Source organism: Nocardioides yefusunii (assembly GCF_004014875.1).
Taxonomy (GTDB): domain Bacteria; phylum Actinomycetota; class Actinomycetes; order Propionibacteriales; family Nocardioidaceae; genus Nocardioides; species Nocardioides yefusunii.
Genome location: NZ_CP034929.1, coordinates 3,089,502 through 3,105,681, shown reverse-complemented (window position 1 = coordinate 3,105,681; position 16,180 = coordinate 3,089,502). Strand labels below are relative to the sequence as shown.

Annotated in this window: 16 protein-coding genes; 10 read left to right on the top strand and 6 right to left on the bottom strand. The window is 69.8% G+C overall.

Features of this window, described 5'->3' with window-relative positions; all coding sequences use genetic code 11:
- Positions 1 to 32: 32 nt before the first annotated feature.
- The 3 genes from EOV43_RS14305 to EOV43_RS14295 form a co-directional block, all read right to left on the bottom strand.
- A complete protein-coding gene (locus EOV43_RS14305; protein ID WP_128221889.1) occupies positions 33 to 1,391 on the bottom strand; it encodes an MFS transporter in 1,359 nt (452 codons plus the stop codon).
- Positions 1,392 to 1,412: 21 nt separating this feature from the next.
- Positions 1,413 to 1,922: a Cys-tRNA(Pro) deacylase gene (ybaK, locus tag EOV43_RS14300; RefSeq protein WP_128221888.1), complete on the bottom strand. Its 510-nt coding sequence runs from the start codon at positions 1,920 to 1,922 to the stop codon at positions 1,413 to 1,415.
- Between the two features lie 117 nt (positions 1,923 to 2,039).
- Positions 2,040 to 3,137: an NAD(P)H-binding protein gene (locus EOV43_RS14295; RefSeq protein WP_128221887.1), complete on the bottom strand. Its 1,098-nt coding sequence runs from the start codon at positions 3,135 to 3,137 to the stop codon at positions 2,040 to 2,042.
- 133 nt (positions 3,138 to 3,270) lie between these two features.
- On the opposite strand from EOV43_RS14295, the gene EOV43_RS14290 reads away from it, so the two are divergent.
- The 6 genes from EOV43_RS14290 to EOV43_RS14270 all read left to right on the top strand — a co-directional run bounded on the left by EOV43_RS14290 (position 3,271) and on the right by EOV43_RS14270 (position 8,124).
- Positions 3,271 to 3,762, top strand: coding sequence for a hypothetical protein (locus EOV43_RS14290; protein WP_128221886.1), 492 nt, complete (start codon positions 3,271 to 3,273; stop codon positions 3,760 to 3,762).
- Positions 3,763 to 3,870: 108 nt separating this feature from the next.
- A complete protein-coding gene (locus tag EOV43_RS15490; RefSeq protein WP_164878655.1) occupies positions 3,871 to 4,026 on the top strand; it encodes a Sp36 family protein in 156 nt (51 codons plus the stop codon).
- Entirely contained in the window at positions 4,026 to 4,496 is a 471-nt protein-coding gene (locus EOV43_RS14285) for a RidA family protein (RefSeq protein WP_128221885.1), read from the top strand. Before EOV43_RS15490 ends, EOV43_RS14285 begins: the two co-directional genes overlap by 1 nt.
- 143 nt (positions 4,497 to 4,639) lie before the next feature.
- A complete protein-coding gene (locus tag EOV43_RS14280) occupies positions 4,640 to 5,494 on the top strand; it encodes an NUDIX hydrolase (RefSeq protein WP_128222355.1) in 855 nt (284 codons plus the stop codon).
- Positions 5,491 to 6,312 carry an MBL fold metallo-hydrolase gene (locus EOV43_RS14275; RefSeq protein WP_338323501.1) on the top strand — a complete coding sequence of 274 codons (822 nt, stop codon included), beginning with the start codon at positions 5,491 to 5,493 and terminating at the stop codon, positions 6,310 to 6,312. Before EOV43_RS14280 ends, EOV43_RS14275 begins: the two co-directional genes overlap by 4 nt.
- Positions 6,313 to 6,603: 291 nt before the next feature.
- Complete coding sequence (locus tag EOV43_RS14270; RefSeq protein WP_206611339.1) at positions 6,604 to 8,124, top strand: acetyl-CoA hydrolase/transferase family protein; 1,521 nt, start codon at positions 6,604 to 6,606, stop codon at positions 8,122 to 8,124.
- A 111-nt stretch (positions 8,125 to 8,235) separates the two neighbouring features.
- Here the strand turns inward: EOV43_RS14270 and EOV43_RS14265 are convergent, their stop codons facing one another.
- From EOV43_RS14265 to EOV43_RS14255, 3 genes are all read right to left on the bottom strand, one after another.
- Positions 8,236 to 11,199, bottom strand: a complete 2,964-nt coding sequence (locus tag EOV43_RS14265) for a hypothetical protein (protein WP_128221884.1) — start codon at positions 11,197 to 11,199, stop codon at positions 8,236 to 8,238.
- A complete protein-coding gene (locus EOV43_RS14260; RefSeq protein ID WP_128221883.1) occupies positions 11,196 to 11,705 on the bottom strand; it encodes a SigE family RNA polymerase sigma factor in 510 nt (169 codons plus the stop codon). Before EOV43_RS14260 ends, EOV43_RS14265 begins: the two co-directional genes overlap by 4 nt.
- A gap of 143 nt (positions 11,706 to 11,848) precedes the next feature.
- Positions 11,849 to 12,526: a Crp/Fnr family transcriptional regulator gene (locus EOV43_RS14255; protein WP_128221882.1), complete on the bottom strand. Its 678-nt coding sequence runs from the start codon at positions 12,524 to 12,526 to the stop codon at positions 11,849 to 11,851.
- Between the two features lie 357 nt (positions 12,527 to 12,883).
- Between EOV43_RS14255 and nth the strand changes: the two genes are divergently transcribed.
- From nth to EOV43_RS14235, 4 genes are read left to right on the top strand one after another with little or no spacing between them, the layout of a single operon-like run.
- Entirely contained in the window at positions 12,884 to 13,543 is a 660-nt protein-coding gene (gene nth, locus EOV43_RS14250; RefSeq protein WP_128222352.1) for an endonuclease III, read from the top strand.
- Positions 13,540 to 14,160: a TlpA family protein disulfide reductase gene (locus tag EOV43_RS14245; RefSeq protein WP_128221881.1), complete on the top strand. Its 621-nt coding sequence runs from the start codon at positions 13,540 to 13,542 to the stop codon at positions 14,158 to 14,160. Before nth ends, EOV43_RS14245 begins: the two co-directional genes overlap by 4 nt.
- Complete coding sequence (locus EOV43_RS14240) at positions 14,157 to 14,933, top strand: NUDIX hydrolase (RefSeq protein ID WP_128221880.1); 777 nt, start codon at positions 14,157 to 14,159, stop codon at positions 14,931 to 14,933. The genes EOV43_RS14245 and EOV43_RS14240 overlap by 4 nt, the downstream gene beginning before the upstream one ends.
- A complete protein-coding gene (locus EOV43_RS14235) occupies positions 14,930 to 16,099 on the top strand; it encodes a MarP family serine protease (protein ID WP_128221879.1) in 1,170 nt (389 codons plus the stop codon). Before EOV43_RS14240 ends, EOV43_RS14235 begins: the two co-directional genes overlap by 4 nt.
- Positions 16,100 to 16,180: the final 81 nt, after the last annotated feature.

Below are 16,180 nucleotides of genomic sequence, written 5' to 3'. Positions count from 1 at the left end.
TTTCGCGACTCAAACCGGTGGGGTCTGCGGCTTTAGGCGGTGCGGCGTGCGGCCAGCAGGCTGAGGACGGCCAGCGCCGCGGCGAACGCGTAGAGCGGGAAGAACGGCTCGACGTCAGCCGACTCGGCGACGCCCATGATCAGACCCGCCACGGCGATCGAGAGGGCGGCGCCCATCGAGTCGGCGGCGTTGATCGCAGCGGAGTTGGAGCCACGGTCGGCGTCGGTGCTCAGGGCGAGCATCGCGACCGTCGTGCGCGGGTAGGCCAGACCCATTGCGCCGGCAGCGACGACGAAGACGGCTGCGGCGAGCCAGACGTTGGCGTCGAGAGCGATCACCGCGGTCATCGCGACGAACGCGACGGCGAGCAGGGCGGTGCCGGCGGTCATCACCAGAGCGTGCGCCTTCTCGGAGTTCTTCGCCTGCAACGACGACCCCAGCCACCACACGACGCCCACTGCAGCCAGGACGAAACCGGCCGTGGTGGCGTCCATGCCCCACTGCTCCTCGAACATCAGCACGACGTAGGCCTGCGCGGTGAAGAACGACCCCGCCAACAGGCCACGCGTCGAGATCACCGACGGAAGGCCGCGGCCCAGGCGCAGCGCGCCGGCGGGGAGCAGCTTCGAGAGCGCGAACAGCACCACCGCGGCACACGCCAACGACGCCACCTCGACGTCGAGCAGACGCACGCCCATCACGGCCGCGGCAGCGAGCAGCGCCCACCACAACGGACGCAACGACGTGTGCATCGGTGCGCCCTCGGAACGCGGCACGGCCAGCGCACGTCGGGCCAGGACGGCGGTGACCGCCGCGACCAGGGCGACCGTCCCGATGAAGACCCAGCGCCAGCCGAAGGCGTCCGCGACCCACGCGGCCAGCAACGGTCCGAAGAACGACGGCAGCACCCAGGCCGCCGCGTACGCAGCGAACAACGACGCCTGCAGACGTCCCGGGTAGAGGATCCCGACTAGCACGTACAGCACCACCATCGAGGCGCCGCCGCCCATGCCCTGCAGGAACCGTCCGGCGACGAAGAGTTCCATCGTCGGGGCGACACCCGCGACCAGCAGACCGGAGGCGAAGACGCCCAACGCCGCCAGCAGCGGACGTCCCGGACCGACCCGGTCCGACCACATCCCGGCCAGCACCATCCCGATCACGCCCGAGGCCAACGGCGCCGCGAACCCGAGGGCGTAGAGGCGTCGGCCGTCGAGGTCGTCGGAGACGTCGGGCATGACGGTGATGACGGCCATCGTCTCGAAGGCCACCAGCACGATGACCGCGACCGTGCCGAGCGTCGTCGCCAGGTAGGTCGGCGACAGCACTCCCTCGCGCTTGCCGGGCGCTGTCGTCACAGCAGGAACGTCAGGGGCAGGTGCGTCGGTCACGGGACTCCGATGATGAAAGGGCTAACGAGCGATGGGTGCATAGCTGCCCCGGGTCAGGGCGAGCAGTGCGTCAGGGGCGAGCTCGACGTCCATCCCACGACGTCCGCCCGAGACCAGGACGGTCTCGTGCAGGATCGCGGACTCGTCGAGCACGGTGGGGAGCAACGTCTTCTGGCCGATCGGGGAGATCCCGCCGACCACGTAGCCGCTGCTGCGGGCCGCGAGCGCCGGGTCGGCCATGACGGCCTTCTTGACGCCCAGCGCACCGGCCAGGGCCTTGAGGTCGAGCTGGGTGTCGACCGGGACGATCCCCACGGCCAGTTCCGGACGCCCCGAGGTCGCGACGTCGACGAGCAACGTCTTGAAGACCTGCGCAGGAGGCTTCCCGAGCGCCTGGGCGGCCTCCAGTCCGTAGGACGTGGAGCGCGGGTCGTGGGTGTAGGTGTGAACGGTGAAGGGCACCCCGGCCGCGCTCAACGCGTCGGTCGCCGGGGTGCCCCCACCGGTGCTGCCAGATGCCTTCTTCGCCACCCTGGAATCGTAGGTGGGGAGAGGGGCAGGGCTCAGATGTCGGTTTGGTTGGCCGACATCCTGCGGGGCTCGGCTGCGGTGGCCTTCGCTGCGCTCAGGACACCTTCACCTCACTCCTCAGATGTCGGTGGGCATCATCTGCGTGCCCGACTTCATGCGCTCGCGGAACGAACCCGTCGGGAACTCGCGGTCCTTGAGCTTCTCCATGAAGCCACGCAGGGTGCGGGTGCCGTAGGCGGGAGCGACGTGGTCGACGACCGACCAGTACTTCGCAGCCTCGAGGTAGTACGCGACCGGCGCCATCTTCTTGTAGAGCTTGCCGGCGCGGGTCAGGTTGGCGATCTTCTTGTCCCACGACGCCATGGTCACGACGTCGAACTCGGCGGGCTTGCCGAGCACGTCGAACATCATCTGTCCGGCGTCCTTGAGAGTGACGGTGTTGTCGGGGGTCCACGGGCCGCCGACGGGCAGGATGCGACCGATCGCGTCGTCGTTGAGCACCTGGTTGACGATGAACTCGGCCAGGTCCTCGCGGGCGATCGGGTTCACGACGGAGTACTCGCCGTGGTCGAAGATGCGGTACTTCTCGCCGTTCTTCACGTCGCCGAAGGTCATCGACATGTAGGGGTAGTAGGCGGTGGGACGAATGATCGTCCAGTCGAGGTCGCCGTGGTGGCGGCCCATGAGCTCGCCCTCGACCTGCAGCTTGTAGACCTGCGGGATGAGTTCGGGGCGGTAGGCGCCGAAGTCGGAGATGTGGATGAACTGCTTGACCTTGCCTTCGACGGCGGCCTTGATGCCGTTGCCGATGGCCTCGTGGTCGACCTCGCGGCACTCCTCGGCGTCGTTGGGGCGACGGCCCGAGAGCAGGGAGATGACGACCTGCGGGTTGGTCTGCGCGACGGCGCGCTGCACGTCGGCGATGCGGGTGGGGTCGCCGATGACGACGTCGGCGCCCTCGAACTCCTTCTCACCCTGCGCGGACTCGGAGCGGGCCAGCACGACGGGCTTGTAGCCGCGGTTGACCAGCTCGGGGACGACGGCGCGGCCGATGTAGCCGGTGCCGCCCAGAAGCATGACGACCTCGCCGTTGCCGTTGCCCGTGGGGCCGGTGACGTAGGTGGTGGACTCGCTCGCGTGGAGGCGGTCGCGCAGGGCGATGCTCTTCTTCTGGTGCGCTGCGACATCGAGGTTGGTGATCGTGCTGAAGGCCATGAGTAAAAGGATATATGATCTAGCACACGTTTTCGGGCACACGGAAACAACGGTGTGCGGCTCATGTGGGGGAGCCGCACACCGGCATGCGGACGTCTGTCCATGAGGGCTGTCCCCGTGTAACGGTGGGGTGGTGAGTACGCCACCCCACTGTCACGACGACGAACCCCGCCTCGCCGTCGACCCGGGCCTCAGCGTCGTCGTCGACCTCGCCGGCGCCCCGCAGGTCCGGATCGAACGCGACCCCGCGTCTAAGCGACAGGAGTTCGTCCCGATCGGCAGCCGTCGCCCCGAGGACCTCACTCTCACCGTGGGAGGCGCCGTGGGCGAACTGCGTCCGTCCAGGGCTGCCATGACGCGACGTTCGCACCGGGTCCACGCCGTCGTGGGTGGCAGCACCTACCTGTTCACGCCCGTCAGCGTCGACGAGAGCGCGTTGCTGCGTGACGACGTCCGCCTCGGCACGTTCGCACGGGACGACGACGGCCTCGCCGCCACCCCGGACTCGGCCGAGGTGACTCCGCTGGAGACGGCGCTGGGGTACGCGTTGGCGGAGGCGTTCGGGACCGGTGCGCGCAGTCTGGTGGCCGGGCTCTTCGAGGTCGCCTCCCTCACCCCGGACTGAGCACCTGGCTGGGCGCACGGACTGAGCACCTGCTGCGTGCGCTGGACCGGCCCGTTCACGGCCCGCTCGGTGGAGCCTCGCGCGGGCGCGCGCAGGTAGGGTTCTCCCATGACCAAGTGGCAGTACCAGGTGGCGCCCATTCCGCTCCACAACGAAGCGCTCATGCTCAACAACTTCGGTGCCGACGGCTGGGAGCTCGTCGCCATCCACACCAACGCCCAGGGTGGCCTCGTCGCCTTCCTGAAGCGCCCGCTGGACGACTGATGGGTCTCTACGAGATCCACCCCGAGGACGCTCTCGCCGAGCTCGGTCTGGCGGTCCCCGAGGTCGCCAAGCCCGTCGCGGCGTACGTCCCCGCGATCCGCACCGGCAACCTCGTCATGACGTCGGGCCAGATCCCCGTCCGTGCCGGCGTCCCGATCGCCACCGGCAAGGTCGGCGACACCGTCTCGGTCGAGCTCGCCGTCGAGGCTGCCCAGCAGTGCACCCTCAACGCCATCGCCGCGGTGAAGGCCGAGATCGGTGACCTCGCGCTGGTGAAGCGCGTCGTCAAGGTCGTCGCCTTCGTCGCTTCCACCCCCGACTTCACCGGTCAGCCGCAGGTCGCCAACGGCGCCTCCGAGCTGCTCGGCAAGGTCTTCGGCGAGCGCGGCGTCCACGCCCGTTCCGCCGTCGGCGTCGCGGTGCTCCCGCTCGACGTCCCGGTCGAGGTCGAGATCACCGTCGAGGTCTGATCGAACCGCCTGCTTCGGCAGCACCAGCACGTCCGTCAGGGGCAGGTCCGATCACCGGGCCTGCCCCTGACGCGTTGGCGTTAGTCTCCGGGCAGTGCGGCCGTAGGCCGTCCCCCGTCGTGTGAGGAGCCCCCGTGAAGCGCATGCCCCTGCCCGAGCCGCTCAAGAGCGCGATCCTCGCGTACGCGTCGGGGGAGAAGACCCCCGTGGAGCCACGCAACGCCGCCACTGTCGTCCTGATGCGACCGGGCGCGGACGGTGCGAGCCCGGAGATCTACCTGATGCGGCGGCAGAAGACGATGGCGTTCGCCGGCGGCATGTGGGTCTTCCCCGGCGGCGGCGTCGACCCGCGTGACGCCGACGCGCACGTGAGTTGGGCCGGTCCGGCGCCTGCGGAGTGGGCGGTCCGCCTGGGCACCGACACCGACACCGCCCGCGCGCTGGTCTGTGCAGCAGTGCGGGAGACGTTCGAGGAGTCCGGCGTCCTGCTCGCCGGGCCCGATGCGACGTCGGTGGTCGCCGACACCAGCGGTGACGACTGGGAAGCTGACCGTCGCGCGTTGGAGGCGCACGAACTGCACTTCGCCGACTTCCTGAGCCGCCGCGGTCTCGTCCTGCGCAGCGACCTGCTCGGCGTGATCTCCGGCTGGACCACCCCGGAGTTCGAGCCCCGACGCTTCCGCACCTGGTTCTTCCTGGCCGCTCTGCCCGCCGGTCAGGTGACCCGTGACGTCTCCACCGAGGCGTCCGCCGTCGAGTGGCACGCCCCGCTGACAGCGTTGGCCGAGGCCGAGGCCGGACGCGTGATGATGCTGCCGCCCACCTACCTGACCTGCCTGGACGTCGCTCGGTTCGGTTCCGCGGCAGAGGCGCTGGAAGCCACCGCGTCGCGCACCGTCACGATGTTCACCCCCACCCCCGAGACGGACGAGGACGGCGACGTCGTGCTGAGTGAACACCCCGAGTTCGTCGACCTGATCCTGGAGCGTTGGTCGTGAGCTGGAACCAGTCCGGTGCGGTCCCGTTCGGGGAGTGGGCCGGCGGCGCGTTCGGTGAGCGTGCGCAGTGCGTCCTCGCGCCCAACCCGACCATGATGACGCTCGACGGCACCAACACCTGGGTGCTGCGCGAGCCGGGGGCGCGACGCAGCGTCGTCGTCGACCCAGGACCGTCGATCCTGACTCACCTGGACGCAATTGCCGAGGTCGCAGGGGATGTCGGTGCGGTTCTCCTGACTCACCACCACCTCGACCACTCCGAGGCGGCGAGGGAGTTCGCCGAGCGGATGGGCTGCGGTGTCCGGGCCCTCGACCCCGCGCACGTCCTCGGTTCCGAAGGTCTCGGTGACGGCGACGTCGTCGAGGTCGACGGCCTCGAGGTGCACGTCGTCGCCACGCCCGGCCACACCGCCGACTCCCTCTCGTTCTGGCTGCCCGGCGACAGTGCCGTCCTCACCGGCGACACCGTGCTGGGGCGCGGTACCACCGTCGTCGCGCATCCTGACGGCCAGCTCGGCGCCTACCTCGACTCCCTCGATCGGCTCCGCGACCTCGCCGAGGCCCACGACGTCGCCCGGGTGCTGCCCGGGCACGGTCCGGTCATCGACGACGCCCTGGCGGTCCTCGACTTCTACGTCAGTCATCGCCAGGCGCGGCTCGCGCAGGTGGAGGCCGCAGTCGTCGCGCTCGACGCACACGTCGCCGAGGTGGACGCCCGCACCGTCGTCGAGAACGTCTACGCCGACGTCGACCCGGTGCTGTGGGGAGCGGCCGAACTCTCCGTGCGGGCGCAGCTGCAGTACCTCGCGACCCGCTGAGGGCCCCGGGCAACGGATCGTCCGGTCACGGAACGGGGTGCGCGCCGGTCACGCAGCGGTCACCTTTTCGCGCGTGATCCCATACTGGGTGGGCACTTGTCAGTGGTGCCGGTCACCGGGGCGGAGTGACCGTGGTCATGGTCCACCCGTTCGGGGGGTTCGTGTTCGGCCGAACAGTGGCTGAATGGTTCCTTCAATCGTGTCAGCGTCGACACGTGTGCCCTCACGAGGGGCGTGCGTTCGCGCCGTCCGACTGCTTACAAGTAGTCAAGTGAGTGAGAGGATCAACAGGTGAGCGAGCGCATCTCCTGTTCCGTGCTGCAGAACAAGGTCATGTCTGCTGAGCAGGCAGCGACCTTCATCCAGGCGGGTGACCGCGTCGGCATGAGCGGTTTCACCGGTGCCGGCTGCCCCAAGGAACTGCCGACGGCCATTGCCGAGCGCGCGAAGGCTCACCACGCCCGGGGCGACGAGTTCCGCATCGACCTCTGGACCGGTGCCTCCACCTCTCCCGTGGTGGACGGTGTCCTCGCCGAGGCCCACGCGCTGAACCGTCGTCTGCCGTACGCCTCGGACCCGACGCTGCGTCGCGCGATCAACTCCGGTGAGGTCGACTACCTCGACCCGCACCTGAGCCACTCCGCCCAGCACATGTGGTTCGGCTTCTACGGCAACCTGGACGTCGCCGTCATCGAGGTCGCTGCGATCCTGCCCGACGGACGCCTCGTGCCGTCGTCGTCGGTCGGCAACAACAAGACGTGGCTCGACCAGGCCGACAAGGTCATCATCGAGGTCAACGACTGGCAGCCGCGGGCGTTCGAGGGCTTCCACGACGTCTACTACAAGACCGCGCTGCCGCCGCACCGTCAGCCGATCCCGCTGACCCAGGTCGACCAGCTCATCGGTGAGCCCTACCTGCGCGTCGACCTCGACAAGGTCGTCGCTGTGGTGGAGACCCACGCTCCCGACCGCAACTCTCCGTTCGCGCCGATCGACGCCGCCTCCACCGCCATCGGTGAGCACGTCGTCGACTTCCTGCGCCACGAGGTCGCGGCCGGCCGCATGCCCGCCTCCCTCCTGCCGATCCAGTCCGGTGTCGGCAACGTCGCCAACGCGGTCCTCGCGGGCCTGGGCAACAGCGAGTTCAACGGCCTCTCGGCCTACACCGAGGTCCTGCAGGACGGCATGCTCGACCTGCTCGACGACGGCACCCTGGCGTTCGCCTCGGCCACCTCGTTCGGTCTCTCCGACCTGGGCGCAGAGCGCTTCAACCGCGACATCGAGAAGTACCGCGGCAAGCTCGTCCTGCGCGCCGAGGAGATCTCCAACCACCCCGAGCTGATCCGTCGCCTCGGCCTGATCTGCATGAACGGCATGATCGAGGCCGACATCTACGGCCACGTGAACTCCACTCACGTCATGGGCTCGCAGATGATGAACGGCATCGGCGGCTCGGGCGACTTCACCCGCAACGCCTTCCTCAACATGTTCCTCTCGCCGTCGACGGCCAAGAACGGCTCGATCTCCACGATCGTCCCGATGGCCTCCCACGTCGACCACACCGAGCACGACGTCATGGTGATCGTCACCGAGCAGGGTCTTGCCGACCTGCGCGGCCTGTCGCCGCGTCGCCGTGCCCGCGTCGTGATCGAGAACTGCGCGCACCCCGACTACAAGGACGCGCTGCTCGACTACGTGGAGCGTGCCGAGAAGGCCCGTCCGAACGCGCTGCACACCCCGCACCTGCTGGACGAGGCCCTGAGCTGGCACCAGCGTTTCGTGGACACCGGCACCATGCAGAAGCAGGCCTGAGCACCACCAGGTTCGCTCCTCTGCTGACGACGCGTCGCTGACACGCAGGCCCCTCACCCGGGAACGGGTGAGGGGCCTGCGTGCGTTCTGCGGCTCTGCCGGGATGACGCGTCAGGAGCCGGTGCGTCGCCTGCGTCGGACGGCGCCGCCGAGGTCGCGTCCCAGCAGGACCAGCAGCGCGAGCGTGCCGGCAGCCCCGATCCCGATGCCCCAGAGCCGCTCGTCGGTGACGGGCCACCGCTGCTCACCGAAGTCCACCGGATCGAGGTGGGCCAGGTCGGTGGCGACCCACAGCGGGCGCTGGTGCGGGAGTTCGGCGGTGCTGAGGAGGCGGGCGTCGCCGATCTCGCCCGCGTCGATCCGCAGCGCCTGCACCTCGACGAAGGACGGGCTCAGGTACGACCCCAGACGCTGGTGCGACGTGGTCTGCACGACGAGTTCGTCGAGACGAGACCATCCCAATGGCCGCACTCCGAGCGCGCCCGTCGGCGCCCAGTCGAGCGGGGTGGCCGTGGCGTCGGCGGTGGTGAGGTCGACCTTCCACAGGCCCTCTTCGATCAGGTCGAGCGAGTCGTTGTTGCCGACGCCGAGCACCAGGCGGGTGCCGTCGGGGGAGACAGCGGCGCCCTCCCAGACGGGTGTGGTGGGAACGAAGCGGCGCACCTCGGGTGCGGTGGTGGCGGTGAAGGTGGCCAGGCGTCGACCCGTCACGAACCGGCCGACACCGTCGTCGGAGACGGCGATCGCGGTGTTCTCCGAGGCCTTCGCGATCCGCCATCCCCCGGCGGTGAGGTCGTCGACGCGGGTCACGCCCACAGTGCGCGCTTCGCCGCTCCAGGACGAGCCGCCCTCGTCGAACTGGTTCATCTCGTCGCCCACCCACGCCAGATGACTGCCGTCGGCGGAGAACGTGACCTGCTCGACCGTGACCGGGCGACCGTGCTCGCCGGTCAGGGCGAGGTGACGCTCAGGACCCCCGGTGACGTCGATCAGGCGCAGGCCCGCGGAACTCTCGGCGGTGGTCGTGCCCAGGTCCTCCCAGGGCGCCACCACGAGGAGGCCGTCGGGGGAGAGGGCCAACGCCGGAGACTCGGTACGCATCCCGAACTGCTGGGTGTCGACGTCGAGAACCATGTGGCGCCCGTTCGTCGCCGAGACGCCCATCAGCATGTCGCGCGAGGTGGAGGTGAGGGCGGAGAGTCGGCCGACCTCGTCGAGCGGGGTGGTTCCGCGGGTTCCGGGGAACACCTCGTCGACGCGCCCCTGCGGCGCCTCCACCGTGACGGGCAGGGCCCCCGGCGCGAACTCGACGCCCTCGACGGGGGCCAGCGGTGCGGCTGCCCACGCGGTGACACAGCCGACGACGGCGAGAGCGACGACGGTCCTCGCCGTGCGTCGCCGTGGACTCGACGCGGCGGGAAGCCACACCTTCCGGCCCCAGGCGAACGCCAGGAGCGCGAGGCCGATCGCCATCGGCACGCCCAGAACGGGCGGGACGACGCTGAGCGCCATCGTCACCAGCAGCGCACAGGTGCCCAGGAAGCCGAGCGTGAACATCGTCGTCGGTGCCACTCGGACTGCCGTGACGGGAACCTCTGCGTTCTTCTCCGAGGAGGGCCGCGAGGTGCGGGACCGAAACACCGCCCACACCAGCGCCACGGCGGCAGCGCCGGAGGCCAGAGCCCACAGCACCCAGGTGTGGCTGCGTTCCCACTCGGGCGCGGCGAACTTCACCGGTGCACGGTCGCCGAGATCGACGGCGAGGGAGAACTCCTCGGGTGACGCCCCGTACAAGGACGTGAACTCCAGGAGTACGGGAGCGTCGATCGCGGAACCGCCTGACGCGTCGCCGTCGTCGGCTCCCCGGTACACGGAGCCCGCCGCGAACGACGGCTGCAGCAGCAGCGCGCCTGCCGGGGTCACGCCCAGCAGTGCGACTCCGGTGTCGGTGTCGGCGTCGATCGACCACGCCTGCGTGACGCCGGAGACCGGATCGTCGGAGGAGTCGTTGAGCAGGCTGCGGGTGTCGTGGGCGACGGTCGTCTTCTTGCTTGCGGTGTCGCCGTGCGACCCCAGACCGGCGATCACGCTCGCTCCGTCGCGGCTGAAACCAGCGCCGGCCATTTCGGGAACGTCGGGTTCGGAGCTCTCCTGGTCGGACTCGGAGACCACGGCGCGACGGGTCGCCCCGACGACGATCTCGTCCCCGACCAGGCGCCAGGTGCTGCGCACGTCCTCGTTGGCCAGCACGACCACGTCGTCGCTCGACAGCGCGAGGGCAGGGAACCAGCCGACGGCCTCGTCGGGGACGGGCACGGAGGTCCCGACGGGGGACTCCGCCGTGCCCCGGCCCAGACGGACGGCCGTGTCCTCGGTCGGGTTCGCGGTGTCGAACGCAGAGGCCGTCCACACGAAGTGGGTCGAGTCCGGCGACCACGCCAGGTCGGTGACCTGCCATCCCGTTGCCGCGGCCGGCCCGGTCGGAGCGCTGACGGTGCCGCCGGTGCGCAGGTCGACGACGCTGAGGCCGGCCTCCCGTGTCCCGACGCCGGTGCGGGTCAGCGTCGGGTACGCGAGGTGCCAGCCGTCGGGGCTGAGCCACACCGAGCCGGTGCTGGTGTCGTTGCGCAGGGGGAGGCCTGGGACGGAGACGACGGTGTGGGTGCCGTCGACGGCGTCGACGAGGAGCACCAGGGCGGTGCCCCGGTCGGATCCGATCATCAGCGCGATCGACGCACGTCCGGTGGGGAACTCGCTCTCGATCGGGACGTCGTCGTCGATCTCAGGAACGTGCACCCGGGTCGGGAACGCGCCCGCGTCGGGATCGCTGGGGTCGGGGGTCGAGGCGGGCAACACCTGCACCGGCGCGGCGAGTGCGGTGGCGGTCAGCAGGAGCACCAGCACCACGGCTGCGGCGACCACCTGGAGCAGGTCGCGACGGCGTTCGTGGCGTCCGCGCTGCCAGAGGTCGGCGGCGTCGAGCGGTGCAGGCGTGAAGTCGGCGGTGAGCGCGTCGAACGTCCGGGTGAGGTCGGCGGTCAGCGTCTCGTCGTCGAACGGGGTGGGTGTGCTCATCGGTGGCCTCCCATCAGGTCGACGAGCTCGGGGGAGCGCTCGCGCAGGCGGGCCAGCGCCTGACGGTGGGTGGACTTCACGGTGTTCACGGAGACGCCGAGGGTCTCGGCGGCCTGCGTCTCGGTGAGGTCCGACCAGTAGCGCAGCACCAGGACGGCGCGCTGCTTGCGGGTCAGGGCGTCGAGCGCCGCGGCAAGGGAGAGCCGGGCGTCGTGGTCGCCGTCGTCGGCGGGGCGCTGGGGGAGCGCGTCACCCGCGGGGTGTTCGGTGAGGTTCTTGCGACGACGCCACGAGGAGACGTTGGCGGTGAAGATCGAACGCCGCACGTACGCCTCGGGCGAGGTGTGGATCTTGGTCCAGTGCTTCGCGGCCTGCATGAGCGCGCCTTGGACGAGGTCCTGGGCGAGGTGGTGGTCGCCGGTGAGCAGGAACGCCGCACGTTGCAGTGACGGTCCGCGGGCGGTGACGAAGGCGGTGAAGCCTGCTTCGTCGGGTGTGAGTGACATCGTCTCCCCCTTTCACAGCCCTAGACGCACGACGCACGACGTACGGGTGGCATCGTCCCCGAAGTTCTTTCGGCCGGGGGCAGGAGCGAGAAATGCGAGAGGCCCCCGGCAGGTGCCGGGGGCCTCTCGGGTGACGGTGCGGGTCAGCGCGCGCGCTTGCCCAGACGGTCGATGTCCATGATCACGACGGAGCGGGGCTCCAGGCGGATCCAGCCACGCGACGCGAAGTCGGCGAGGGCCTTGTTGACGGTCTCACGGGAAGCGCCGACCAGCTGGGCGAGCTCTTCCTGGGTGAGGTCGTGGTGCACGTGGACGCCGTCGTCGGCCGAGCGACCGAAACGGTCGGCCAGGTCGAGGAGGGCCTTGGCGACGCGGCCGGGCACGTCGGAGAAGACGAGGTCAGCGACGACGTCGTTCGACTTGCGCAGGCGCGAAGCGAGCTGGTTGAGGAGGGAGCGCGCCACGGTGGGGCGACCCTCGAGCCAGCGGAGCAGGTCGTCGTGCGTGAGGGACGCGAAGGACGCGTCGGTCACCGCGGTGACGGTTGCCGAGCGCGGGCCCGGGTCGAAGAGCGAGAGCTCACCGAACATCTGGCCGGGGCCCATGACGGCGAGAAGGTTCTCGCGACCGTCAGCGGCCGAGCGGCCGAGCTTCACCTTGCCGTCCAGAACGATGTACAGGCGGTCGCCGGAGTCACCCTCGTGGAACAGGACATCGCCTCGGCGGAGCCGAGACTCCGCCATCGATGCACTGAGCGCAGTGGCTGCCTCGTCGTCGAGCGCACTGAACAGCGGTGCCTGCCGAAGCACGTCGTTGTCCACGGATCCTCCATGTCGTTGCCTCGTTGCACCTGTGCGGCGCAACACCCAATCCTAACCAGTGGTGCACTTCACATGCCCAGTCCGCGACTGGTTCGAGGCTGTTTTGTTGCAAGTTCTGACCCTTTTTGGGTACTTGCGCCCGAAATCGCTGGTTCTTGTCCTGATGATTCCCTGAATCCGACGGGCCCACTCCCCCTGAAAAGGGGGACAAAGCGAGCCAGGTCACGCCCACCCGTCCTTCCGAGGGAGTCGCGGCTGTGGCTCGGCGCGTTCGTCGGTGCCCTCACCTAGGCTGTTCGCGTGCCTGCCCCTGCCCGTCCCAAGCCCGACACGTCGCTCGTGCGTCGTGCACGCAAGATGAACCGCGTGCTCGCCGAGACGTACCCCGAGGCCCACTGCGAGCTCGACTTCGACGACGCGTTCCAGCTGCTCGTCGTCACCGTGCTCAGCGCCCAGACCACGGACCGTCGGGTCAACGCAGCGCGTCCCGCGCTCTTCGCCGCCTACCCCGACCCGCGTTCCATGGCTGCTGCCCCGCGCGAGCACCTGGAGCAGTTGGTCGGCCCGCTCGGTTTCTTCCGGCAGAAGACCACCAGCCTGCTCAACCTCTCGGCCGCGATCGTCGACCGTTTCGACGGTGAGGTTCCCGGGACGCTGGAAGAGTTGGTGACGCTCCCGGGCGTGGGCCGCAAGACCGCCAACGTCGTCCTGGGCAACGTCTTCGACGTCCCCGGCATCACCGTCGACACCCACTTCGGACGTCTCGTGCGCCGCTTCGGGTGGACCACCGAGACCGACCCGGTGAAGGTCGAGTTCGCGATCGGGGACCTCTTCCCGAAGAAGGACTGGACGATGCTGAGCCACCACGTCATCTGGCACGGACGTCGTCGCTGCATGGCGAAGAAGCCGGCCTGCGGTGCCTGCCCGATCTCGCAGTGGTGTCCCTCGTACGGCGTCGACGGTCCCACCGACCCGATCGAGGCGGAGAAGCTCGTCCGCACCCAGGGCCCGGCATGAGTACCCGCACCGGTCTACGCGCCCGCAGGCGTGCCACGGCAGCAGCGGCGCTCGTCCTCGCCGGCGTCCTGAGCAGTGTCCTGAGTGCCTGCAGCACCGACACGTTCAAGGGCACCGACCCGGGCGCCACCGACGTGCCCGGCCTCGTCATGGACCCCACGCCGCTGCCCGACGTCGAGCTGCCCGGGATCAACGGTGCCGCCACCCAGAACCTCGCCGACGTCACCGGCCCGACGCTGATCAGCGTCTGGGCGACGTGGTGCACCCCGTGCCGCAAGGAGATGCCAGTCCTGGGGGAGTTCGCCCAGACCCACGGCGGAGTCGTCGACGTCCTCGGCATCAACTACCAGGACCGCGCCGACGGCCGCGCGGAGAACTTCATGCACGAGGTCGGGGCCACCTACCCCTCGCTGCAGGACACCGACGGCAAGATCGACGCCCTCGCCCCGTTCCCGCGGATGAAGGCGCTGCCGTTCCTGGCCGTCGTGGACGCCGAGGGCCGGATGGTCGGCGCGGAGTTCTCGGTGATCACCGAGGTCTCCCAGCTGGAGACGTTCGTGGAGAAGAACCTTCCCGGCGTCCTCGGCGCCACCGCCCCCGTCGAGGAGACCGAGTGAGCGACGCGTCCCCGCAGGCTCCTGCACAACTTCCTGAGTGGTTGCAGCCCGTCGCTGACGGCCTGGCCAGGATCACCGTCGACGACCTCACCCGCTTCGCGGTCCCCGACGACGCCGACCCGCGCCTCGGCGCGGTGCTGATGCTGTTCGCCGAGTCCGAGACCGGTGAACCCGAGCTGCTCTTCACCGAACGCAGCCACACCATGCGCAGCCAGCCCGGCCAGGTCTCGTTCCCCGGCGGCCACGTCGACCCGGGCGAGTCCGCCCACGACGCCGCCCTGCGCGAGGCGTGGGAGGAGATCGGTCTGGTCTCCGCCGAGATCGACGTCATCGGTGAACTCCCCGTGCTGTACCTGCCGCCCGCGAACTTCGCGGTCACCCCGGTGATCGGTTGGTGGCGCGAGCGCGGTGGCGTGCACGTCGCCAGCCCGGCCGAGGTCCACGCGATCCACCACGAGAGCGTCGCGGACCTTCTCGACCCCGAGAACCGCGTCAACGTGCGGCACCCCAGCGGTTTCGTCGGGCCGGGCTTCCTGATCGGTCCCGAGCGGGACGTCCTGCTGTGGGGCTTCACCGCCGGGATCGTCTCGCGGCTCTTCGACTTCATCGGCTGGACGAAGCCGTGGGACCGCAAGCGGATGCACGACCTGCCCGAGCGGATGCTGCGGGGCAGCGAACCCCGCGGCACCGATCTGGCTCCCAACACCAACTTTCGCGGCGACCCGACGTTCCCGCGTCCGCCGTCCCTCCCCGAGACAGGTGGTCAGGCGTGAACGTCCTCGACTGGGTGCTCGTCGTCGTCGTCGCCCTGTACGCCCTCTCGGGGTACTGGCAGGGCTTCATCACGGGCGCCTTCGCCACCGCTGGACTCCTCTTCGGAGGCCTGGCTGGTGTGTGGGCGGCCCCTCAGGTGCTGGGCGACGCCACCCCCAGCATCTGGGTGTCGCTGGGAGCGCTGCTCATCGTCATCGGATGTGCCTCGGCCGGCCAGGCCATGCTGCAGTGGCTGGGCGCAAAGCTGCGCTCCCGCATCACCTGGCAGCCGGTCCGTGCAGTCGACGCGGTGGGCGGCGCGGCACTCAGCGCGGTCGCGGTGCTGCTGGTCGCCTGGATCCTCGGCGTCGCGATCTCAGGCTCCAAGATCGGAGCGATCACCCCTGCGGTGCGTTCCTCGACGATCCTCTCGGCCGTCGACGACGCGCTGCCCGGTGGCGCGGACCGTGCGCTGCGTCAGTTCAACAGCGTCGTCGGGACCAGCTTCTTCCCCCGCTACATGGAGCCGTTCGCCCCCGAACGCATCGTGGAGGTTCCCCAGGGTGACCCGCAGGTCCTCAACGACCCCGACGTCGTGGCAGCCCAGGGCAGCGTCCTCAAGATCTACGGCTACGGCTGCGGCAAGGGGATCGAAGGCACTGGTTTCGTGTACGCCAACGACCGGATCATGACGAACGCCCACGTCGTCGCCGGCATCGACCAGCCCGAGGTGCAGATCGACGGTGAGAACCGTCCCGCCAAGGTCGTCCACTACGACCCCGACCTCGACGTCGCCGTGCTCGCGGTCGACGTCCCGCGTGCGCCGCTGGCCTTCAGTCGTGACGTCGAGAGCAAGCAGAAGGTCGCGGTCCTGGGATACCCGCAGGACGGCCCCTACGACGTGCAGTCCGGACGCGTCCGTTCGCGTCAGCCGCTGCGTTCGCCCGACATCAACGGGCAGGGCACCGTGATCCGCGACGTCCTCGCGGTCCGGGCGCTGGTCCGTCCGGGCAACTCCGGTGGTCCCGTCGTCGACGTCGACGGCCGGGTCGTCGGTGTCGTCTTCGCCGCGTCGGTCAGCGACGACGAAACCGGGTACGCGCTCACCGCGGAGCAGGTCGAGGAAGCAGCCCTGCTGGGACGTCGCACCGCGACGGCGGTCGACACGGGTTCCTGCATCCACTGATCCGGCCAGCCGCTCCGGTCGGAAAGGACGAGAGCCCGCTCCCCGTCAGGGGGAGCGGGCTCTCGTGCGTCGAGTGCGAGG